The sequence below is a fragment of the Achromobacter spanius genome (assembly GCF_002966795.1).
GTDB lineage: Bacteria > Pseudomonadota > Gammaproteobacteria > Burkholderiales > Burkholderiaceae_B > Achromobacter > Achromobacter spanius_D.
Genome location: NZ_CP023270.1, coordinates 3,696,914 through 3,719,017, shown reverse-complemented (window position 1 = coordinate 3,719,017; position 22,104 = coordinate 3,696,914). Strand labels below are relative to the sequence as shown.

At 66.9% G+C, this 22,104-nt stretch carries 17 protein-coding genes; 7 read left to right on the top strand and 10 right to left on the bottom strand.

Going from position 1 to position 22,104, the window contains the following annotated elements:
- Positions 1 to 126: 126 nt before the first annotated feature.
- From CLM73_RS16665 to CLM73_RS16655, 3 genes are all read right to left on the bottom strand, one after another.
- On the bottom strand, positions 127 to 1,416 hold the full coding sequence (locus CLM73_RS16665; protein WP_158685881.1) for a M28 family peptidase: 1,290 nt from the start codon (positions 1,414 to 1,416) through the stop codon (positions 127 to 129).
- 48 nt (positions 1,417 to 1,464) lie between these two features.
- On the bottom strand, positions 1,465 to 2,442 hold the full coding sequence (locus CLM73_RS16660) for a Bug family tripartite tricarboxylate transporter substrate binding protein (RefSeq protein ID WP_158685880.1): 978 nt from the start codon (positions 2,440 to 2,442) through the stop codon (positions 1,465 to 1,467).
- 116 nt (positions 2,443 to 2,558) lie between these two features.
- Positions 2,559 to 3,482 carry a LysR substrate-binding domain-containing protein gene (locus tag CLM73_RS16655; RefSeq protein ID WP_105239380.1) on the bottom strand — a complete coding sequence of 308 codons (924 nt, stop codon included), beginning with the start codon at positions 3,480 to 3,482 and terminating at the stop codon, positions 2,559 to 2,561.
- 211 nt (positions 3,483 to 3,693) lie between these two features.
- Between CLM73_RS16655 and CLM73_RS16650 the strand changes: the two genes are divergently transcribed.
- Entirely contained in the window at positions 3,694 to 6,075 is a 2,382-nt protein-coding gene (locus tag CLM73_RS16650) for a DNA internalization-related competence protein ComEC/Rec2 (RefSeq protein WP_105241573.1), read from the top strand.
- A gap of 30 nt (positions 6,076 to 6,105) precedes the next feature.
- Here CLM73_RS16650 and CLM73_RS16645 read toward each other — a convergent pair whose 3' ends face one another.
- The 6 genes from CLM73_RS16645 to CLM73_RS16620 all read right to left on the bottom strand — a co-directional run bounded on the left by CLM73_RS16645 (position 6,106) and on the right by CLM73_RS16620 (position 12,790).
- A complete protein-coding gene (locus tag CLM73_RS16645; RefSeq protein WP_105239379.1) occupies positions 6,106 to 6,513 on the bottom strand; it encodes a TonB family protein in 408 nt (135 codons plus the stop codon).
- Between the two features lie 76 nt (positions 6,514 to 6,589).
- Positions 6,590 to 7,969: a four-carbon acid sugar kinase family protein gene (locus CLM73_RS16640; RefSeq protein ID WP_105239378.1), complete on the bottom strand. Its 1,380-nt coding sequence runs from the start codon at positions 7,967 to 7,969 to the stop codon at positions 6,590 to 6,592.
- Positions 7,966 to 9,243, bottom strand: coding sequence for a ribulose-bisphosphate carboxylase large subunit family protein (locus CLM73_RS16635; RefSeq protein WP_105239377.1), 1,278 nt, complete (start codon positions 9,241 to 9,243; stop codon positions 7,966 to 7,968). The genes CLM73_RS16640 and CLM73_RS16635 overlap by 4 nt, the downstream gene beginning before the upstream one ends.
- 25 nt (positions 9,244 to 9,268) lie before the next feature.
- Positions 9,269 to 9,808 carry a VOC family protein gene (locus CLM73_RS16630; RefSeq protein ID WP_105239376.1) on the bottom strand — a complete coding sequence of 180 codons (540 nt, stop codon included), beginning with the start codon at positions 9,806 to 9,808 and terminating at the stop codon, positions 9,269 to 9,271.
- 67 nt (positions 9,809 to 9,875) lie between these two features.
- Positions 9,876 to 11,756: a TRAP transporter large permease subunit gene (locus CLM73_RS16625; protein ID WP_105239375.1), complete on the bottom strand. Its 1,881-nt coding sequence runs from the start codon at positions 11,754 to 11,756 to the stop codon at positions 9,876 to 9,878.
- A gap of 11 nt (positions 11,757 to 11,767) precedes the next feature.
- A complete protein-coding gene (locus CLM73_RS16620) occupies positions 11,768 to 12,790 on the bottom strand; it encodes a TRAP transporter substrate-binding protein (RefSeq protein ID WP_105239374.1) in 1,023 nt (340 codons plus the stop codon).
- 112 nt (positions 12,791 to 12,902) lie between these two features.
- Between CLM73_RS16620 and CLM73_RS16615 the strand changes: the two genes are divergently transcribed.
- On the top strand, positions 12,903 to 13,964 hold the full coding sequence (locus CLM73_RS16615) for a LacI family DNA-binding transcriptional regulator (protein ID WP_105239373.1): 1,062 nt from the start codon (positions 12,903 to 12,905) through the stop codon (positions 13,962 to 13,964).
- Between the two features lie 206 nt (positions 13,965 to 14,170).
- Here the strand turns inward: CLM73_RS16615 and CLM73_RS16610 are convergent, their stop codons facing one another.
- Entirely contained in the window at positions 14,171 to 15,019 is an 849-nt protein-coding gene (locus CLM73_RS16610) for a class I SAM-dependent methyltransferase (RefSeq protein ID WP_056562271.1), read from the bottom strand.
- Positions 15,020 to 15,180: 161 nt separating this feature from the next.
- Between CLM73_RS16610 and CLM73_RS16605 the strand changes: the two genes are divergently transcribed.
- The 5 genes from CLM73_RS16605 (at position 15,181) to CLM73_RS16585 (ending at position 22,085) form a co-directional block, all read left to right on the top strand.
- Positions 15,181 to 17,202: a transcriptional regulator gene (locus CLM73_RS16605; RefSeq protein ID WP_234015655.1), complete on the top strand. Its 2,022-nt coding sequence runs from the start codon at positions 15,181 to 15,183 to the stop codon at positions 17,200 to 17,202.
- Positions 17,203 to 17,329: 127 nt separating this feature from the next.
- Positions 17,330 to 17,785 (top strand): MarR family winged helix-turn-helix transcriptional regulator, encoded by a 456-nt coding sequence (locus CLM73_RS16600; RefSeq protein WP_105239371.1) that lies wholly within the window; start codon positions 17,330 to 17,332, stop codon positions 17,783 to 17,785.
- 132 nt (positions 17,786 to 17,917) lie between these two features.
- The gene (locus CLM73_RS16595) at positions 17,918 to 19,324 is read left to right on the top strand and encodes an efflux transporter outer membrane subunit (RefSeq protein WP_234015654.1); all 1,407 of its coding nucleotides are present in this window, start codon (positions 17,918 to 17,920) and stop codon (positions 19,322 to 19,324) included.
- A gap of 50 nt (positions 19,325 to 19,374) precedes the next feature.
- Positions 19,375 to 20,544 carry an efflux RND transporter periplasmic adaptor subunit gene (locus tag CLM73_RS16590; RefSeq protein WP_105239369.1) on the top strand — a complete coding sequence of 390 codons (1,170 nt, stop codon included), beginning with the start codon at positions 19,375 to 19,377 and terminating at the stop codon, positions 20,542 to 20,544.
- Between the two features lie 14 nt (positions 20,545 to 20,558).
- Positions 20,559 to 22,085: an MFS transporter gene (locus CLM73_RS16585; protein ID WP_105239368.1), complete on the top strand. Its 1,527-nt coding sequence runs from the start codon at positions 20,559 to 20,561 to the stop codon at positions 22,083 to 22,085.
- Positions 22,086 to 22,104 lie beyond the last annotated feature (19 nt).

Here is a 22,104-nt window from a genome sequence, read left to right as displayed (position 1 = left end):
CCTTGGTTTGGAAGGAACAGGCGGCGTGCGCCGCCTGGGAATTGGAGACTCAGCAAATGGCGTGCCTGGATAGGCACTGGCCGGGGTAATCGTTTGGATGACTGCCTTTCCGCTCGCCTTTTCGCGCTAGACGCGCGGGCAGGTGGAGCCGGCTTTCAGCGCATCCAGCTCCTGATCCGTCATCTCCAGCGCCAGCGATGCCATCGCGCATGTGACCGCCAGGGCGTTGCGCATTTCGTCTTCCAGAATGATGTCCGGCATGTCGCCGCGCGACAGGATATGGCGCACGCGCGAATCGGGTTTCTCGAAGCCGGCCACCAGCCGCAGGGCGGGGATGCCATGCTTGGCGAAGTTGGCGTGATCGGAGTTCGGCATGAAGGGCAGCCAGTGCGACACCGGCACGCCAGCACGCGCCGCCGTGTCCTCGACCACGCCCGCCAGCGCCGGATAATCGCTGATCAGCGCGCTAAGGGTGTCGTCGCCTGCCACCGTGTCCAGATTGATGTCGAGCTTCAGGCGTTCACGCTCTGCAGGGGGCATGTCGGCCAGGTAGCGGGCCGATCCGGCCAGCGCCCATTCCTCAGCGGTGAAGAAGCAGATGCGCAAGCCCGGCGTGTCCGGACCCAATTGCTTGGCAAGCAGCCGGGCGGCGGCCAGCGCGACGGCGACGCCGGTGGCATTGTCCAGCGCGCTTTGGCCCAGATCGTGACCGTCCATGTGGGCGCTGATGACGATACGGCTTTCGCGGCCGCCAGGCAGGTCCAGGACGCCGGCGCAGGCCATCGAATCGCGTAGCTCTTCTCCCCGGATATGTAGCCGGATACGCGCGCCAGCATCCGCCGTCAACGCCGATGCCGCTTCGTGGCTGATGTAGGCCGCAGGGATGCCCGAGCCGTCACGAGGACGGCCAGAGGAACCGGACAATGGACCGGCGCCGGGCAGCGAATTGGCGATGAGGAAGGCAGCGGCCCCTTGCGCCACCGCCATGTCGTACTTGCGGCGGCGGTGCACGTGGGTTTGCGAGAACGGATATTCATGACGTACGAGCACGACCTTGCCGCGCACGGATTCGCCGGCACGTTCAAAGTCTTCCGGCCGGCCCGCGCCCAGATCCAGGATCACCCCTTCCAGCCCCTGTCCGTCAGTGGACGCGGAGCGCAGCAGGGGAACGCATTCCAGCTCCATGGGCGTGTCGCCCAGCAGGGTCAGATTGCTGGAGAGGCAGCGCCACCCGTCGTAGGGCACCGGCACGCGCCGCACGTCGGACCCGATTTCACGAAGGCGATCCAGCGCCCAGTCCATGGCCGCCTCGTCCTGCCCGGAGCCGGACAGGCGTCCGCCAAAGCGGCAAATGGTCTGAAAATCGTTCATCAGGGCCGCGTCGTCAGCGGCCGCCTGTTGCCAGGGTGTCGTCATTGATGTCTCCGGTGCCGCGCGCATGCCGCGCGCGACGCTGAAATGTCGTTATTCGAAGGTGATGTTGGCGCGTTGCACCAGGTCGGCCCAGCGCGCAAAGTCCTGCGCCAGCAACGCGCTCAGCGCGGTGGCGCTGGTGTCCGGCGGAAGGTTCATGCCCACACTCGCCAACCGTTGTTTGACGGGCTCGGACTGCATGACCTTGGCCATGGCTTCCGACAGCTTCTGGCGCACGGGCTCAGGCGTTCCGGCCGGTGCGACGAGTCCCCACCAGCTTTGCACGGTCAGTCCCGGATAGCCGAGCTCCTGAAACGTCGGCACATCCGGCGTGTCGGCCTGCCGTGCGGGCGAGGACACGGCGATCGGCTTGATCTTGCCGCTCTGGAAGAGGGCAACGGCCGAGGCCATGGTGGTGAAACTGGTATCGATTTGACGGCCGGCCAGGTCATTGACGGATGCCGATGCGCCCTTGTACGGAATGTGCGCGAGCTTGGTCTTGGTGTTCTGCATGAACAGCTCGGCCATCAGATGGGTCAGCGAGCCGTTGCCGCCCGAGCCGATCGAGACGGTGTCCGGCTTGCCGGTCGCGGTCTTCACCAGTGACGGGACGTCCTGCGCCTCGAACCCGGGGTTCACGAACAGGTACATGGGCGACAGGCCCAGCAGCGTGATCGGCGCAAAGTCCTTCTTCGCGTCGTACTTCACGCGATCCTTGTATAGCGCGGGAACGATGGTGAAAGGCACGTCGGCCAGGAGCAGCGTGTAGCCATCGGGCGCTTCGGTGGCCACATAGGCGGTTCCCAGCATCGAGCCGGCGCCGGCGCGGTTTTCAACAACGACGGACTGGCCAAGCTGCGCGCTCAACTGGTCGCTGATGGCGCGGGCCACCACGTCCGAGCTGCCGCCCGCCGAGTACGGCACGACGATCTTGACGGGTTTATCGGGATAGGCGGCGGATGCCGTTTGGGCGGCGGCGAGGGCCGTGGGGATGGCGAGGGCGGCCAGCAGTTTTTTCCACTTGAACATGATTTTTATGGTGATCCATGAATAGTTCACGTCATTGTGGTGGCTGCAATTTCCAGGGGCAAAGGAAGTATGCGCATGGGATATTCCGAATTGGAATACCGAAACCGGGCTGATCCTTACGCCATTCCCGCGTAGCGGCGCGTTCGAACATTCAGCGCCTGGCCTTGGGCGATGACCCAGTCGCAGAACGCCTGACAGTACGGTCCCCCGACGTTGGGCCGCGGCTGCATGAGGTGATAGCCATAGCGGCCTTCCACCGTCTCACCAAACGGGCGCACCAATTGTCCGGATTCCAGATGGTCCAGCACCATGCACAGCGGCATGATGCCCGCGCCCAATCCGTTCAGCACGGCAGGCAGCAGGATCGAAAAGCCTTCGTACTCCGGCGCCGTGGCGGCAGGGCCAGACCACAGCGGGGCCACGTCGGCCCGCCATTCGTCCCAGCCGTATCCGCGCTGCGCACGCTTGAGCAGCGGCAATTGGGTGATGTCATCGACCGACTTTACGGGATGGCGTTTCAGCAGCGACGGCGCCGCGACCAGCGTCATCTCACGGCCGCAGAGATACTGCGCGCTCATGCCGGATACATACCCTGTATGAAGCTGGATTTCCGCGTCGAACCGTTCCGAGCGGTCGCGCGCATGCAGCAGGCGCGGACGGATGTTGACGCGGATCTCGGGGTGCAGTTCGAAGAACTCGGACAACCTGGGCAGCAGGAAAAACTGCGCAAAGGACGGCGACACCGCCACGTTCAGGGCAACGCGCGAGGCGGGATTGGCGACCAGCGCGTCGGCTTCGTCGATGAGGCGCACCGCCGCGCTGATGCGTTCCAGATACAGGGCGCCGGCGTAGGTCAACCGCAGGCCGGCGGGCATGCGTTTGAAAAGCGCGGTACCTAATCTGTCCTCCAGGGCTGCAACGTGTTTGCTGACTGCGCTTTGCGTCAGGTTCAACGCTTCGCCTGCGCGGCTGAAATTCAGGGTTTCGGCGGCGGTCAGGAAGATGCGCAGGGAGGATAGGGAGTTGCGGGTGCCTTTCATGCGGGGCGGGAAATGGGTGCGGGGTTTGGGGGCTGATTTGGCGCTACTGTACTTCGCGCGCCCGGACAATGGCGGTTAGCCGAGGTGGACCAATCCGTTCACTGGCGCGCCCGCCGATTATGTGGCGACCTACGCTTTCTCTTTTCAGGAGATAGCGATTACGGGCCGATCATTCTGCCTTGCGTTCGTGGCCGGCGCGGGGCTGGTGCAGATGTCGCCGTTCTTGCCCGGTGCGTTTACGATGTGGCTGCTCGCTGCCGCCGGTGCGGCATTCGGCGCCGCATGGGCGCGCGTTCGGCATCCTTGCTTGCGTGTGCTTGCCGCCTTGGCGCTGGGATCCTGCGCCGGTTTCGTCAATTCGGCCTTGCAAGCCCAGCACCGACTGGACGACGCGCTGGCCGACGAGCACCAGGATCAGGTCTCGCGGCTGGTGTTGCGCGTCGTGGGATTGCCCGATGGCGATGCGAACCGGCTGCGTTTCCTGGCGGCGCTTGATTCGCCGGGGCGTTCCGGTATTCCGTCGCACATCCAGGTCACGTGGCAGGCAGGCGCCGGCGCCAATCAGACCGTGCCGCAGGTGCTGCCCGGTCAGGTGTGGCGCATGGCTTTGGTGTTGCGCAGACCGCATGGCCTGCTCAATCCTGCTGGGCCGGACACGGAGGGGCGCATGTTTGCCCAGGGCGTTCGCGCGACCGGCACCGTGCGCGGGCAACCCGTGCTTCTGGACGACCGGCCTTGGGCGTCACCCGGCATCGCCATCGAACGCGCGCGGCACCACGTGCGCGAAGGCATGCGCGCGGCCCTGGGCGAGCATCGTTATGCGCCGGTGTTGATTGCGCTGGCAATTGGCGACCAGGCCGGTGTGTCGCGCGACGACTGGCGGATCTTCAACCGCAGCGGCATCACGCATCTGGTGTCGATCAGCGGGATGCACGTGACGTCGATTGCGGGCATTGGCGGTTTGGTCGCATCGGCGCTATGGCGTCGAATGCGCTGGCGCGGCGTGGGACTGGCGGAGCGCGTGCCCGCGCGTATCGCGGGCGGAGCGGTGGCGGCGCTGGTCGCGCTGCTGTACTGCCTGCTTGCTGGCTGGGGCGTTCCCGCCCGCCGTACGTTCTTCATGCTGTTGGTGGTGCTGGCGGCGGCGATGTCGAGGTTGCCTTTGTCGGGCGGTCGCGTCCTGGCATGCGCCGCGGCCGCCGTCGTGGCGCTGGACCCGTGGGCGCCTGTGTCCGCCGGCTTCTGGCTGTCGTTCGGCGCGGTGGCGGTGTTGTTGCGCATCGCTGCCGCGCCGATTGATGTCGATGCCGGCTGGCGCGCGCGCTGCGCCGCGCGGCTGGGGCAGGCGGTGCGTGTGCAATGGATGGTGACCGTGGGGCTGATGCCGTTGCTGGCTTTTCTGGTGCATCAGGTGTCGTTGGGCTCGCCTTTGGCGAATGCGGTGGCGATACCCGTGGTGACGTTCATTGTGACGCCGCTGGCGCTGCTGTGCGCGGCGCTGTCCTGCCTGCCCGGGGCGGAGACGTTGGCGGCGCGGGTGGGGCAGGCAGGGCTGGACAGCTTCGACCTCACCATGGTCCCGGTGGCATGGGTGGGCAACGCAAGCTGGGCCAGCGTGCCGGTTGCGGCGGCCGGTTGGATGTGGCTGCTGCTCGCGGTCGCGGGCATGGCGTGGGCGCTGCAGGTGCGCGGTTGGCCAGGGCGTCATCTGGGATGGGCCTGCATGCTGCCGTTGCTGTTCTGGCGGCCGGACAAGCCGGAACCCGGCTATTGGCGCATGAGCGCGATGGACGTGGGGCAGGGCAGCGCAATCCTGGTGGAAACGGCCGGCCAATCGTTGTTGTTCGATGCCGGGCCGCGCAGTTATGGCGGCAGCGATGCGGGCGAACGGGTGGTCGCGCCGTTCTTGCAGTCGCGGGGGATCGGACGGCTGGATGTGCTGGTGCTGTCGCATGCCGATATGGATCATGTCGGCGGCACGAGGGCGGTGTTGGCGTCGGTGCCGGTGGGGCGTAGTTATACGTCCTTCGATCTGCCGGCCTACGTGCGGCGGGACGCCCGCATGTGGCCGGACGTGGGCAATGCGCAGCCGGTCATGCCTGATGAGATGGTGCGTTGTGAGCGCGGACTACGATGGGAGACGGATGGGGTTGTGTTCACGTTTCTGCACCCGGGGCCGTCAGAACGCGGTGGTAAGGCGGATGACCGCAATGCTGATAGTTGCGTGCTGCGTGTGCAGGGTAAAGACCATTCCCTGCTGCTGACTGGAGATGTGGGCGTGGCGCAGGAGCGGGCGCTGGTCGAGCAGGGGCTCGCGGATGTCGACGTCGTCCTGGCGCCGCATCACGGTTCGTCGTCATCGTCCAGCCGTGAACTGGTGGCGGCTGCGCAGGCCAAGCACGTCATTGCGCAAGCGGGACACCTGAACCGGTTCAAGCATCCGGCGCGGGCGGTGGAACTGCGGTGGATGCGGGCCGGCAGCAGGTTCTGGCGCAGCGACAAGGACGGGGCGGTGATGGCGGAAGCGACGCCGCATGGGTTGATCGTGTGGGGCCAGCGGGAATCGGCGAAGCGGTACTGGCACGGCCGGTAGACATCGCATGCAGAGGTCGCCGCCGACCCTCTACCTCGTTCGCGTGGCAGGGAGCCCGGGCGGCGCGTCACCATTGAAATAAAACCGGATGGGCAACGTCAGATCCTTGCGGTCTTCTGCCATGTCGGCAGAGAAGGGCGGTACCGTGCCGTTGCGCCGGATCATGCCGAGCGTCGCCTCATCCACGGCGGCGCTGCCCGAAGATTCCACCAGCGTGACCGTGTCGATGGTGCCTTCGCGAAGGATGGCGATGCGAACCTTGAGCACGACAGGAGAATTCATCTCGCGGGTCGCTGCCGGGAGCCCGATGCCGCGCAGGATCTTTTGGCTGACAGCCTTTTGCCATTCGGCCTGTGTGGCCAGCGATTGCGCCGACGCAGGCGCTGCAAGGCAAAGCAAGAGGGCAGCCATGCTGGCCGCGCGGATACGCCAATTCATTGCGGGGGCTCCTGTTTGATCGGATCCAGCGAAAAGCGGGATCTTCCGCCGGGGAGCATAACGCGCTGCCAAGCGCCTAGCTGTTGCCCGTGGTCAACGCATCAAACAATCGATCTCCGCCCATCTGCCCACCCTTGAGCATCAACTCGATTCCGTCCGTCACCGGATCGTCGCTACGCGCGACGCTGACCGTCACCCCCGGTGCGAGCACGCATCGGAACGCCAACCCCCACAAACCGAGCGCAAGCGTCGCCTGGCTTGAGGTATCGCCACCGGCGATGCCAATGCGGTTCAGCCGTTGGCCGGCCTGTGCGCTGGCGCGCACGATGTCCGCGACCAGGCTGGCGGTTGCCCGGGCGGTGGCGGCGGTTTGCTTGGCGGTGACCATGCCGGCAGGCTTGTCGGTATGCACCAGCACGTTGCGGCCCTCGGCCAGCGTGGTGGCGGCCAATGCAACCTGTTGCGCGGCGTAGTTGTCATCCGTCAGCAGCCGCTCGACTTGCAGCGGCTGGCGCGTATAGCGTTCGCAAGCGGCGATCTGCCGGGCGGTGACCGGCGACAGGCTTCCCGCGACGACCAGCACCGGGCCGTTCGCGGGGCCGAGTGGCGTTGCCGGTGCAGCGCCTGAATGTTCAGCAGACCGTGCACGGGCCAGCGCCTGTTGCACACTGCTTGGGCCGACGGCCAAAAGCGGCGCGCGGGAAGCGGCGCGTTGAATCAGGCGGCCGATCACGGCGAGCTGCGATTCATCGACCAGATCGAGGAGCAGAGGGCCGTTTGTGCTTTCGATGAGCTGGTCAATCCATGCATCAAGCGCAGTCGAACTCGAAGCTGAATCCACAGCCGAGTTCGCACCTGCCTCCGCATCCGCATCCCAAGCCGAAGGATAAGCAACATGCGGCACCGACCGCACGCCCGCTAACCCCTGCGCCTCCAAATGCTGCCTTAAATCCGCCTCGTGCATGGGCGTGACCGGATGCACGCTCATCACGGGATGGCGATCAATGCGATGAATCTCCGGCGCAGACCCCGCGCGCGCAAAGAGGTTGCCAAAGCTGCAATACCGGCCAATGCTTGGCTGACCGCCAACGATCGGCACGATGGGATTCGCAAAATGCCGCCGCAGCTCCCGCACCGCCACCCCGATGCTGCCGACGTGCGGCGCGCTGTCGAAGGTGGAACAGCATTTGTAATGCAGCACGCGCGCGCCGGTGTTTGCCATGAACGCGCCAACCGTGCGCAGTTCCTCGACCATCTCCTCGGGCGTCATGCCACGCGCGGCGCCGGCGATGCCGATGGCGTCCAGCGGACCGGCACGCTCCAGTTGCGCAAAAGAAGGCACGCCCAAAAACAATAAACTGCGCAGGCCTGCCCGGGCGACCTCGGCGAGCGTGTCCGTGGCGCCGGTGAAGTCGTCGCCATACCAACAGACCTGCGGCGCAGTGCCGCCAATCATGCGCGGTTTCCAAAAAATTCCAACGCGCGCTGAAGTTCCGGCGCGTTGCGGGCGTAGTCTTCCAGGCGCTGGTTGTCCCGCACGGCGTGCCACGCCTGCCGAATGCTCTGCACCCCAGCCGCCGGACCATCCGGATGCGCCAGAATGCCGCCGCCGGACATGAACAGCAGATCGTCGCTGCGCACGGCGGCCCACGTGGCGGGCACCGTCCCGGCCCACTGACCCGACGAAAAAGCAGGCATGACGGCGTCGTCAATCCCCGGCGTCAGCGACGCCAGGCAATCGCGGGCCGAATCCACGACTTCGCTGTCCTCCTGCGAGAACTTTCCTTGCAACCCATGCACGTGCATGTGATCCACGCCCGCCAGCCGCCACAGCGTCTGATACGCCTGAAACCCCATGCCCAGCAGCGGATGGCGCGACAGCGCACCGAACCCATTGCGGTGGCCGTGCAGCGCCAGCGGCGTGCTGCGGCGCAGGGTCTGGATGGCCGAATAGCCGCACCAGTTCAGGCTGGCCATGACGCAGGTGCCGCGTTCGCGTTCGATCAGGTCGGCGTGGCGGCGCATGGCGTCGGTTTCGTCGGTGATGTTGAACGCGACCATCACGTTGCGGCCGGTGCGTTCGCGGTGCGCGCGCACGACGGCCATGACTGCCGCGACGCGCTGGGCGAGCGGGGCGTGGGCCGGGTTGGCGCACACCTCGTCGTCCTTGATGAAGTCCACGCCGGCCGCGCAAAGCTGCGCCACCAGGTGCGCGGTCTGCTCGGGCGAGAGGCCGACGTTGGGTTTGATGATGGTGCCGACCAGCGGGCCCTTGTCCACGCCGGTCAGCGCGCGCGTGCCGGCGATGCCGACTTGCGGCAGGTCGAACTGGGCGCGGTAGTTGGCGGGCAGTTCCATGCTTTCCAGCCGCAAGCCGGTGACCTCGCCCAGGTCGTACAGATTGCCGCCGACTGTGGCGGCCAGCGTGGGCAGGTTGGCGCCCACGTTGGCGACGGGAAACGCGATGCGAATCCGCGCGCGCTGGAACTTGGCGGGCATGCCGCCCGGCTGGCGCGCGAGGTAGGCGTTGGGCAGGCTGGGCGTGTCGACCGTTTCCAGCGTTTCGATGGATTCGATGCGGGCGCGTGCGCGGGCGCGCAGCTCGTCCGTTTCGCCCTGAACGCGCGTGAAGGTGCCGCAGGACTGCTCGCCGGCCATGACCTCCGCAACCTTGGCGGGGTCGACGGGGGTTTCAATCAGGTAGGTGGCGGTAAACGATTGGGAATTCATGGTGGCGGTGTGCGGCAGGGGCGTATCAGAGGCGGCTCAGGTCGGGGAAGGCGCGGACGGGGTCCTTGCCGTCCCAGTTCACCGAGCTTTCGCGGATCAGGTCGAAGAGGCGGCCCTTGGGACCGGCCACTTCGGAGAGCTCGATGACGGTGCCGGGGTGGTATTCGGTGTCGAAGTAGATGAAGCGGCCTTTCTCGCCGACTTCGCCGCTCATCTTGGGCTTGAAGCCCTGCGCCAGCAGGCGTTCCAGGTCGGCGTCGTAGCTTTCGGTCCAGTAGGCGACGTGCTGCAGGCCGGTGCGGCCGGCTTGCAGGAAGTCGCGGTACATGGAGGGCACGTCGTTGCGGGTCTGGATCAGTTCGACCTGCACATAGCCGGAGTTGGCCAGGGCGACGGAGTTGTGCGGTTCATATCCCACGCCGTCGTATTGGTAATTGACGATCGGCACGCGCGGGTTGTAGTACCAGGGACCCACGCCGAGCTTGGTGCTCCAGTAGTCCATGGCGGCTTCGATGTCGTGCACGACATAACCGAGTTGGCGGATCTCGCCCAGGAAACGACTCATGTTGGATCTTTTTAAAAAGGGTGGCTGAGAGACGGGAAGGGCGCGGCCCGCAAGGGGCCGCGTCGCGTCACAGGAAACCGATGGAGAACCAGGGGAAGGCGGCCACGACGATCAGGCCGATCAGCAGCGCGCCGATGTAGCCCCAGATCGGGCGGATGCCCTCGTTGGGATCGACTCGGCTGATGGCGCAGGCGCCGTAGTAGCCGACACCGAAGGGCGGTGCGAACAGGCCAATGCCCATCGCGAAGATCACGACCATGGCGTAGTGGACCTCGTGCACGCCGGCCTGCACCGCGATCGGGAACAGGAGCGGGCCGAACAGCACGATGGCGGGAATGCCTTCCAGCACACTGCCCAGGATGATGAAGGCCACGATGGAGACGGCCAGGAAGCCGTAGCTGCCGCCGGGCATGCCCGCCATCAGTTTGGCCAGATCGCCTGAGAATCCCGACTGCGTCAGCGCCCATGCCATGGCGGTGGCGCAGCCCACGATCAGCATGATGGCGCCGGACAGGGAGGCGGTCTCGATCAGCATGGGTTTCACACGCGCCCAGTCGAAGCAGCGGTAGATCACAAGGCCCACGACGACGGAGTACACGATGCCGATGGTGGAGACCTCGGTCGCGGTCGCCACGCCTTCGACGACGGCGGCGCGGATCACGAACGGCAGGGCCACGGCGGGCAGCGCGATCATGAAGAAGCGGCCGATCTCCTTGAAGGTGAAGCGCTGGACAAGGCTCAGGTCTTCCTTGCGGTAGCGCCACCAGACCACGCCGCACAGGGCCAGGCCCAGTACGACGGCGGGCAGCAGGCCGCCCGTGAACAGCGCGGCGATCGACACGCCCGTCACCGAACCGATGGTGATGAGCACGATGGACGGCGGAATCGTTTCGGTCTGCGCGCCGGTGGCGGACAGCAGGGCGACCAGATCGCCGGGCTTGGCGCCGCGCTTTTTCATTTCCGGGAACAGCACGGGCGCGATGGCCGCCATGTCGGCGATCTTCGAGCCCGAGATGCCGGACACCAGGTACATGGCGCCGATCAGCACGTACGACAGCCCGCCGCGCACGTGGCCGAGCAGGCTGGCCAGGAACTGGATCATGGCGCGCGCCATGCCGGTCATTTCGATCAGCGAGCCCAGGAAGATAAAGAGCGGCACCGCCAGCAGCATCAGGTGCGACATGCCTTCGTCCAGCCGGCCCACCATGACGACCATCGGCGTGTTGGTGGTCAGCGCCAGGTACGAGAAGGTGGCAAGCGCGAACGAGAAGGCAATCGGGACGCCCGAAAACACGGTGGCGGCGACGATGCCCACGAAGAAGATCACCAGGTTCAGCTTGCCCAGGCCCGCGAACAGCGGCTGCGCCATCCAGAAGAGCCCGACGACTGCCGCCACACCAGCCAGCGCCATGGCGACCTGCGGCAGCGGCTGCGTGCGCAAGAGGCGCAGCAGCGCGATGATGCCCATCAGCCCCATGCCCACCGGAATCGCCGAGGCGCGCCAGGCGTTGCTGAGCTCCAGCGCGGGCGTGATGATGAAGTGCTCTTCATGCGCGTACTCGATGGCGGGCGCCAGGATCAGCACCAGGAAGGCCAGCGAGGCCGCGAGCGCCGCGGTTTCAAGCTGCGCGCGGCGCGCGGGGCTGACGTTGTTCACCAGCGCGGTCATGCGCATGTGCTCGCCGCGCCGCAACGCCACGACGGCGCCCAGCATGGACAGCCAGAGGAACAGGATGGAGGCGAGTTCGTCGGACCAGACCAGCGGGCTGTGGAACGCGTAGCGCGCCACCACGCCGGCAAACAGGACGAGGATCTCGACCAGCACGATGGCGGCGGCAACGTGTTCGACCACGGTGCCCAGCACGCTATCGAGCGCGCCGGCCGTCCGGCGCAGGGGATTGGCCGGCAGCGCGGGCGCCGCGGCGTGGGGAGCGGACAGGGAGGACATGGCGCGCGACCTCAGGCCAGCTTGCCGACGGACTGCTCCAGCAAGCCCCAGGCCTCGTTGCCGAACCGGCCTTGCCATTCCTTGTAGAAGCCCGCGGTGCGCAGTTGTTCGCGGAAGCTGTCCGCGGAAGGCTGGTTGAACACCAGGCCCTTGGATTCCAGGTCTGCCTGCACCGAGGCGTTGAGCTTCTTGATGTCTTCGCGCTGGGCCAGGCCCGCTTCATTGATGCCGCGTGCCACCACCGTCTTCAGGTCGGCGGGCAGGCCTTCCCACATGCGGCCGTTGGCGATGAACCAGTAGCCGTCCCAGATATGCTTGGTCAGCGAGCAGTACTTCTGCACTTCGTACAGCTTGGCGACCTGGATGATGGGCAGGGGGTTTTCCTGCGCGTCCACCACCTTGGTCTGCAGCGACGAGTAGACCTCGCTGAACTGCAGGCTGGCCGGCGCGGCGCCCAGGCCCTTGAACATGGAGATCGGCAGCGAGCTCACCGGCACGCGGATCTTCAGGCCGTCCATGTCGGCGGCGGTGTTGACCGGGCCCTTGCTGCTGGTGGTCTGGCGGAAACCGTTGTCCCACATCTTTTCAAAGGCGTAGAGCTTGCGCTGCGCGATGGCGGCGCGCACGTGGGCGCCCAGCGCGCCGTCCATGGCGTTCCAGACCTGGTCGTAGTCCTTGAACGCGAAGCCGACGGCGTTGATGGCGGCCACCGGCACCAGCGTGGCGATCACCAGGGCGGACGGCGTGAAGAAGTCGATGCCGCCCGAACGCACCTGGGCCAACATGTCGGTGTCGCCGCCAAGCTGGTTGTTCGGGAAGATCTTGATGTCGACGCGGCCGTTGCTCTCCTTGAGGATGCGTTCGGCCGCTTCCTGCGCGCGGATGTTCAGCGGATGCGTCACCGGCAGGTTGTTGCCGTACTTGAGCGAGTAATCGGCGGCGCGGGCGATCAGCGGAAAGCCGGTGCCGGCGACGGCAAGGGCGGGGACCGCGCAAAGGCGGCGCAGGGCACTGCGGCGAGTAAGCAGCTTCATGGTTGTCTCCGTTGTCTTACTTATGATGTTTTTTGATGTGCCACAAAACCGCCTGAGCCATGCGGCACTGTGGACAATAGTGAATAGGCGCTATCATCGTCAAATCTTATTCATGATGGTTTTTGATGTGAGTAAAAGTGCCTCCTCTCGTGGACTCGCCCGGCTGGCCGATGTGGCTGCCCGCGCAGGCGTGTCGACCGCGACGGCCGATCGCGTGCTGAACCGCCGGCCCGGCGTGCGCCCGGCCACGGCGCAAAAGGTCTTCAAGGCCGCCATCGATCTGGACTACCTGCCGGACGACGAGGCGTACGCGGCCCCGGCGCCCGAGCCCATGCGGCTGGTGTTTCTGCTGCCGCGCGGCAGCAACCGCTACCTGCGCATGCTGGGCGACACGGTCAGCTTCGCGCACGAGCACTTTGCGCCGCTCAATGCCAAGTGCCACGTCGAGTATGTGGAGAGCTTCAATCCCGACGCGCTGGCGCAGGCGCTGGTCAAGCATGGCAAGCGGGCCGACGGAATTGCGTTCATGGCGCTGGAGCATCCGGTGGTGCGCGAGGCCGTGAACGCGCTGGCGCAGCAGGGCGTGCCGACGGTGACGCTGATCTCGGACATCGCCAACAGCGCGCGCACGGCTTATGTGGGCTTGGACAACCGCGCCGCCGGACGCACGGCCGGCTACCTGATCGCGCGCTTCATCGGGTTGCGCGCGGCGCATGTCGCGTTGATTGCGGGGTCGCGGCATTACCGTGCGCATGAAGAGCGGGAAAGCGGGTTTCTGCAGCTCTACGCCGAACAGTTCCAGGCGATGCAGGTGGTGGACCTGCGCGAAGGCTATGACGACGCGCAGCGCAACTACGAGCAGACGCGGCAGTTGCTGGAGCAATATCCGCAGCTCGCCGGGATTTACAACATCGGCGGCGCATCGGACGGCGTGGCTCGCGCGCTGAAAGAGGCAGGGCAGCAGCACCGGATTGTTTTCATCGGGCATGGGTTAACGCCCGATACGCGGTCGCTGCTGATCGACGGCACCATGGACGCCGTGATTACGCAAAGTCCGATGGAAGCGCTGATGAGCTGCGTGCGTATTTTCAGCAATCTGCGGGATAAGCGCAGCGCGATGAACGGGGTGGAGTTGGCGCGCAGCCAGGTGATATTCCGGGAGAACCTGCCGTAGGGTCAGGGGCGGGCGTATTATTTCGGCTATGGGCTCGCACCCAGTGCGGCAGCGGCGGGGCACGCCGCTGCCTACTTCAACGATGGTTCCTCAACAACGGTTGCCCGGCGCTTGCCGGCGGACGGCCGTGAAGGCGTTGCGCCATGGACCACACAGCCGACCGCCAGGCCATTCCCGCCTCTTGCGAGGCGGGGTTCGCCGCGCGATCACCGGCGGGTGATCACGATTTCCATGTACTCGCTGGGCACCACGACCGCCGAATCGCCAGAGCGGTTGAAGCGTTGGATCTGCGCGGTGATGTCGGCCGTCAGTGCCGTCTGCGCCGCCGGTTCCAGCGCACCGAAGGCCTTGAGCAGCGGGCCGTAGTAGGTCTTGAAGACCTGCATCCAGTGCTCGGGCGAGCGGTAGCGGAACACGAAGTGGCGCGGTTCGCACTGAATCGACGCGGCCTGCGATCCGAACATCTCTTCAATGCGCGCCTTGGTGCCCCACAGTGCGGGGGATTTGACGCCGGCGGGCGGGGGCAGATGCTTGCCGATGGTCTTGAAGATCTGGCCGATGAAGCCGTCGGGCGTCCAGTTGGCCAGGCCGATCTTGCCGCCGTGCTTGCACACGCGCATCAGTTCGGACGCGGCCTTGTCCTGGTCGGCCGTGAACATCACCCCGAAGGTCGACATGACGACGTCAAACGCGGCGTCGGGGAAGGGCAGCGCCTCGGCGTCGGCCTCCTGGAATTCGATCTTCAGGCGTTCCGCGGCGGCGCGTTCGCGGCCGCGGCTGAGCAGCGCGGGCACGTAGTCGGTCGACGTGACGTCGCACCAGCGGCGGGCGGCGGCCAGCGTGGCGTTGCCGTTGCCGGCGGCAACGTCCAGCACTTTCTGGCCGGCACGGACATCAAGGGCTTCGCAAAGCTGTTCTCCTACGATCTGCAGCGTGGTGCCGACGACGGCGTAGTCCCCGGAGGACCAGGTGCCCTGCTGGCGAGTCTTCAAGGCGGCCAGGTCGGGCTGTGCGGTTTCGCGCACGTCACTGGTGGCAAGGGAGGAAATGGACATGGTGTGTCTCCGTTATTGCGTGGGGTGCGCGACGGCATCCATTGCCAGCGCGCCGGGGTAGTGCAACCAGCGCCGCGAAGGAATTCGCGTGCCGTGCGCCCCGGAACCAACGATAAAAACCGGGCGTGGAGGCGAGCGTGGTAGCGGGCGTGGAATCTGCCGTGGATTCGACCGGCGCGGGCATCCACGTGCGCATGCTGGGGCCGATGGCGATCAGCCGCGGCGGCGACCCGCTGGCGTTGCCGCCGTCTCGCAAGCTGAGGGGGCTGATCGCCTACCTGGCGCTGGCCCCCCACGCCGTGATGCGCTCGCACCTGTGCGAATTGCTGTGGGACATTCCGAACGATCCGCGCGGTGAGTTGCGCTGGTGCCTGAGCAAGGCGCGCGGCCTACTGGACGAGCCGGGCCGCCGCCGGGTCGAGGCGGTGCAGGACGCCGTGCGGCTGGATCTGTCCGATTGCCGGGTGGATGTCATCGAGATTGGCGCGGCGATGCAGGCGGGCATCGACAAGGTAAGCCCAGAAGGGCTGCGTGCCCTGTCGGCGCTGTTCAAGGGTGATTTCCTGGAAGGACTGGAGATCGGCCGCAGCCCGGCCTTTCATAGCTGGCTGACCGCGCAGCGCCGGCGCCTGCGGGCCTGTCATGCGGCCGTGCTGGCGCACCAGGCCGCGAGCCTGCCGGCGGGGGCGGAAGAACGCTTCGACTGCCTGGATAAATGGCTGCAACTGGCGCCGTTCGACGCGCAGGCGCATGAACTGATGCTGGACGCGCTGGGACTGCGCGGGCAGTGGCGCGAAGGCGAGGAGCATCTGGCCGCGGCAGTGCGCGCGTTTGAGGCCGAGGGGCTGGACGGGCGGCCGCTGCGCGAGGCGTGGCGCGACGTGCGCACGCGACGGGCGGGCGGTGTGCAGGCGTCAGGGCAGGTTTCGAATCATGCCGCGGATCTGGTTGAGATTCCGGCAGCGGGGCTGCTCTCCGATCCCCTCCCGGACCGGCGCGGGCGCGCCTCCATCGCGGTCATGCCGTTCGTGGACCGGTCCGCGCAGGCGGGCGTGCGCGGCGGATTGGCGGACGGCCTGGCCTTTGACGTCATCGCGCGGCTGGCCAAGCTGCGCAGCCTGTTCGTCATTGCGCAGGGCACCGTGTTTGCGCTGGATCAGCGCAGCGTGGGACCGGAGGAAGCAGGCCGCACGCTCAACGTGGATTACGTCGTCAGCGGCTCGCTGCGGCGTCACGGCCAGCGGCTTGCCGTGGATGTGCAACTGGTCGATTCGCGCACGGCGCGCATCGTCTGGGCGGATGTTCTAGACCACCCGTTTGACGACGCGCTGCTGGCGCTGGACGAGATCGGCAACCGGATCGTGGCGTCCGTCGATATTGAAATCGAAGCCGCCGAGCGCAACCGCGCGATCCTGACGCCGCCCAATTCGCTGGACGCATGGCAGGCGCATCACCGCGGTCTGTGGCATATGTACCGGTTCAACCGTACCGACAACGAGCAGGCGCGGCATTTCTTCGAGATGGCGGTGCGGCTGGATCCGACATTTTCGCGGGCCTACGCGGGCTTGTCGTTTACGCATTGGCAGACGGCGTTCCAGCGCTGGGACGAGCAGGGCGACGCGATCGACCGGGCGTTCGAAACCGCCGGACAAAGCCTGATCGCCGATGACCGGGATCCGGCGGCGCACTGGGCGATGGGGCGGGCGCTGTGGCTGCGCGGCAGCCAGGACCAGTCGGTCAGCGAACTGCAGATCGCCGTGGACCTCAGCCCGAACTTCGCGCTGGGCCATTACACGCTGGGCTTTGTCGACTGCCAGATGGGCGACGCCGAGGCCGCCATCGGCGCATCCGACCATTCCCGCCATCTGAGTCCCTTCGATCCGCTGCTTTTCGGCATGCTGGCCGTGCGCGCGCTGGCGCTGGTGCGGCTGGGCAGGATCGACGAGGCGGCCGGATGGGCGATCAAGGCGGCCGCGCGGCCCAACGCGCATGTGCACATCCTGGCGATTGCCGCGTGCTGCCTGTCGCTGGCCGGCCGGACCAACGAGGCGCTGGGCTTTCTGCCCGCCATCCGCAAGGCGCAATCGTCCTATCGGGTAGACGACTTTCTGGCATCGTTCCGGCTGGAGCCGGACACGCAGGCGCTGTTCCGCGAGGGCGCGCGGCGGATCGGGATCGGGTGATGCGTCGCGGACAGTCGGGGCCTGGCGTATGAAATCCGGCACGTATCGTCAGATTCTCCTTGCTAAATAGCTGCCTAGGCAGCTAATATGCGTCCGTTGATTCCAACGGCTGCTTGCCACCCCGATCATGAGCAACACAAAACCCTCCGTCCTGGACGAACTGTGCACCGGCGAGCTGGGATTCCTGGTGACCTCCGTGCGCAACGGCATTCACGAAGCGCTGGACCGCGAGCTGGCCCCGCTGCAGATCACCGTGCAGCAGTACGTCGTGCTCAATTGCATCGTCAAGGGGTGGGGCCGCACGCTCAGCGACTTCTGCCGCGTCCTGGCGTACGACTCGGGCGCGATGACCCGGCTGCTGGATCGGATCGCTGCCAAAGGTTTCATCCGCCGGGTGGAGAACGAGTCCGACCGCCGCAGCTCGCTGATCGAGCTCACCGAGCAGGGCCAGGCAGCGTTTCCGCAGGCGCGACAAGTCACCGAGGTGGCGTTTCGCAAGCTGCTGGACGGCTTTTCCGATGCGGAAGCGGAACTGTTGCAAAAGCTGCTGTCCCGCATTCTGATCAACGCGCGGGCGGACTAGCGCTTTTCTGGTCCGCCGATTTTTTTATCTATTTATCTGCCTAGGCATATACAGCCTGAGCAAGGAAAGACCCTCTTCACCATGCAAGTCTCCTCCCCAACTCTCCTGCGTCCAAGGCGCCCCGGACGCATCGTGGGCCTCATCCTGTCGGCGGTGCTACTGGCCGGATGCGCCAGCACGGGCGGCCTGCATCCCCATTCGACGGTGGACAGCGCCAATCAGTTGGCGGCGACCGCGTCGCTTGACGGGACGCCGGTGTCCCCGGCTGCATGGCCGACCGAGGCGTGGTGGGAGAGTTTCGGCGACGCGCAGTTGAACCAGCTTGTGGAATCCGCGCTGGCCGAGCAGCCGAGCCTGCGGGTCGCGGCCGCGCGGGTGCGCCAGGCGGATGCGCTGGCCAGCGTTGCGGGGGCGCCGCTGTCGCCGCAGGGCAATCTGAATGGCCGCGCAACGCGCCAGCGTTTCAGCGAGCACAGCACCACGCCGCAGCCGCTGGCCGGCTCGTGGGATTGGACGGCCGACCTGCAGGCGGCCGTGGGCTACGAGATCGACTTCTGGGGCAAGAACCGGGCCGCGCTGGACGCCGCGCTGCAGCGCGCGCAGGCCGCCGAGGTTGACCGCCATGCCGCCGAGCTGATGCTGACGACGTCGCTGGTGCGCGCGTACCTGAAGCTGGACACCGCGTATCTGCTGCGCGACCTGGCTGAAGACACGCTGCGCCAGCGCGAGGACACCCTCAAGCTGACCCAGCGCCGCGTCGACGCGCAACTGGATTCGCGCCTGGACATGAAGCAGGCCGAGGCCGCGCTGCCCGCGACGCGCGAACGCATCGCCGCACTCAACGAACAGATCGCGCTGACGCGTAATCAGGTGGCGGCGCTGGTCGGCCGCGGGCCGGACGCGGGCATTCAGGTGCGCCGGCCGGCGCTGCGCGGCGGTTTTGCCGGCGCGGTCCCGACAACGGTGCCGGCGGAACTGATCGGCCGCCGGCCAGACGTGGTGGCGCAGCGCTGGCGCGTGGAAGCGGCCGGCGCTGAGATCAAGGTCGCCCGCGCGCAGTTCTATCCCAACGTCAGCCTGACGGCGTTTGCCGGCCTGCAAAGCCTGGGCTTGTCGGACCTGCTGAACGCCGGCAGCCGCGTGCTGGGTATCGGGCCGGCAATCTCGCTGCCGGTGTTTGACGGCGGCCGGCTGCGCGGCAACCTCGGCGCGCGGCAGGCCGAGTACGACGTGGCGGTCGAGCAATACAACGGCACGCTGGTCACGGCGCTGCACGACGTGGTGGACCAGTTGGTGTCGCTGCGCTGGCAGGCCGAGCGGTCAGCGCAGCAGCAGGAAGCGCTGCGGCTGACGCAGGAAGCCTACGACATGGCGTCCGCGCGCTACCGCAGCGGCGTGGGCAGCTATCTGCAGGTGCTGTCCGCCGAAGGCCAGGTGCTGCAGCAAAAGCAGGCGCTGATCGAACTGGACACGCGCAACCGGGCGCTGCATCTGGAACTGATCCGGGCGCTGGGCGGGGGGTATGTGCCCAAGACGTGAACCGCCATCCCCATCCATCCGCTCCTTCCCATACTGATTCCCCGCAAGCCATGAAGCCCGAATCCACCCCGAACCCGCCGCCCTCAACACCCCGTCCGCGCGGCAGTCTGGCCCGCAAAATAGCAGTCAGCGGCGCTTCGATCCTGGCCGTCGCCGTGCTGGCCGGCGCCTACGCCGAATACTCCGACGGCCGTTGGGTTTCGACGGAAGACGCCTACGTCGAAGGCAACGTCGTGCAGGTGACGCCGCAGGTCGGCGGCGTGGTGACCGCGATCCGTGCCGACAACACCGACCGGGTCGAGGCGGGCACGGTCCTGATCGAGCTGAACGGCGTGGACGCCCAACTGGCGCTGGACGCCGCGCGCGCCAATCTGGCGCGCAGCGTGCGGCAGGTGCGGGGCCAGTTTGCGATGGCCGGGCAGGACGGCGCCACCGTGGCGCTGCGCAAGGTCGACCTGGCCCGCGCGCAAGAGGACGTGTCGCGCCGGTCTGCGCTGGCCAAGATCGGCGCCATCCCCGGCGAGGAATTGGTCCATGCGCAACAGGCCGTACGCACCGCGCGCGCCGCGCTGGACGTTGCGAACGAACAGCTCAAGCGCAACCATGCCCTGATCGACGGCACCACGGTCGAATCGCACCCGGAAGTGCAGGCCGCGGCCGTGCAACTGCGCAATGCCAGCGTGGCGCTCGCGCGGACCAAGGTCCCGGCGCCGGTGGGCGGCGTGGTGACCAAGCGTGGCGTGCAGGTCGGACAACGTGTGGCGGCCGGCGCGCCGCTGATGTCGGTGGTGCCGCTGGATCAGCTGTGGGTCACGGCCAACCTGAAGGAATCGCAGTTGCGCCATGTGCGTATCGGCCAGCCCGTCAAGCTGACCACCGACCTGTACGGGGGCAACGTGGTCTATCACGGCCGCGTGCTGGGCCAGGATGCGGGGACGGGCAGCGCGTTCTCGCTGCTGCCGGCGCAGAACGCCACCGGCAACTGGATCAAGGTGGTTCAGCGCGTGCCGGTGCGCATTGCGCTGGACCCGGACGAGGTCGCCGCGCAGCCGCTGCAGCTTGGCCTGTCGATGCGGGTCGAGGTGGACACCGAAGCGCGCGACGGCAAGCGCCTGGTCGCGGCGCAGGGGCAGGCGCAGGCCTACACGACGGCGGTGTATGCCGACGAACTGGCCCAGGCCGACGCGCAGGTGCGCGCCATCATCGACGCCAACCTTTGATCGGGCGGCACACCATGTCCCACCCCAAGCCCCCGGTCTCGCTGCTGCTGGTCATCGGCGCGCTGACGTTCATCGACTTCCTGCAGAACGGCATGGCCACGTTTGGCGCCGCGCCCATCATGGGCGAAATCGGCGCCAGCCCCGAGGAATACACGCATATCGCGCTCATCTACGCCTGCGTGGCGGTGATGATGATCGCGTTGCAGGGCTGGCTGACGCACCGGCTGGGCCTGCGGGTCTACCTGCTGGCGTCGCTGGCCGCGGCGGGCGTGGGCGCGGCCGTGTGCGCGCTGGCAGCGGACCAGGCCGGGTTCCTGCTGGGGCGGGTACTGATGGCGATGGGCTGCGCGGCGATGCTCACGTCGTCCCGGCTGACCGTGAACCTGATTCCGCCCAGTCCGGCGCGTTTTCTGGGCATCAAGGCCTTGGCGACGGGACTTTGCGTGGGCACGGCGCTGGCGCCGTGGCTGGCCGCGATGGCCGTCGAGCACGATGGCTGGCCGTTGATGTTCTGGCTGATCGCGGCGCTGTCGCTGCTGGCGATGGCGCCCGTCATGCTGGCCATGCCGGGCCGTGAAGCGGGCTCGGTGCTGGCTGGCAACGTGCGCCTGTTGCCGATCGCGGCGCTGGGCGCCGGCAGTTTTCTGGTGCTGCATGCGTTGCAGCGCGCCTATTACGACTTCTTCAGCCAGGGCAGCTTCCTGGCGCTGTCGGCCGCGGCGGGCGTGGCCGCGCTGGGTTACTTCGTGTGGTCGGAGACGCGCAACGGCGCGCCGCTGCTCAGGCTGGGCGGCATGAAGGAGGTGCGCTTCCTGTGTGGGCTGGGCCTCTTCATGGTCTGCTACGTGATGCTTGGCGCCAATGGCTACCTGGTGCCGCTGATGCTGCAACGCGCGCTGGGGCAGGCATGGATCACCGCGGGCGAGTTCTTCGCGATGGGGCTGGGGGCGGGCGTGCTGACCTGGGCCGTCATGTCGCAACTGCTGCCGCGTTGGCCGTCGCCGCGCAAGTTCTTCGTGACCGGCTTTCTGGCGCTGGCGGCATTCGGAGTGTGGATGTCGCGCCTGACGCCCACGGCCAACATGTGGACCGACGTGTTTCCCGCGCTGGCCTGCTACGGCATGTTCATCATGACCCTCATGCCCACGACCGCGATGCAGACGTTCACCGGCCTGACGGGCGATCCGGCGGTGTTTGCCCATGCGCAGCAGGTCAAGAACATGCTGGCGCAGATCGGCCAGGCGCTTGGCATCATGCTGGCCACCGTCGGCCAGCAGTGGTTCACGTCGCGGCACTACACGGTGCTGCAGGAAAGCATCGCGACCGGCAACGCGCAGTTCGAGGCGGCGATGGCGCAGCTGACCGCCTATTTCACCGCGGCGGCGGGGCCGGCACAGGCACAGCAGCTTGCCACGGCGCAGATCGCGCAACTGCTGAACCAGCAGTCGGTGCTGCTGGCCAGCCTGGATCATTTCCAGATCGTGGCGGGGGTGGCGCTGGCGGCGGCGGCCGTCAGCCTGGTGCAGCGCGTGTTCCGCTAGGGCATTTACTCTTCAAAGC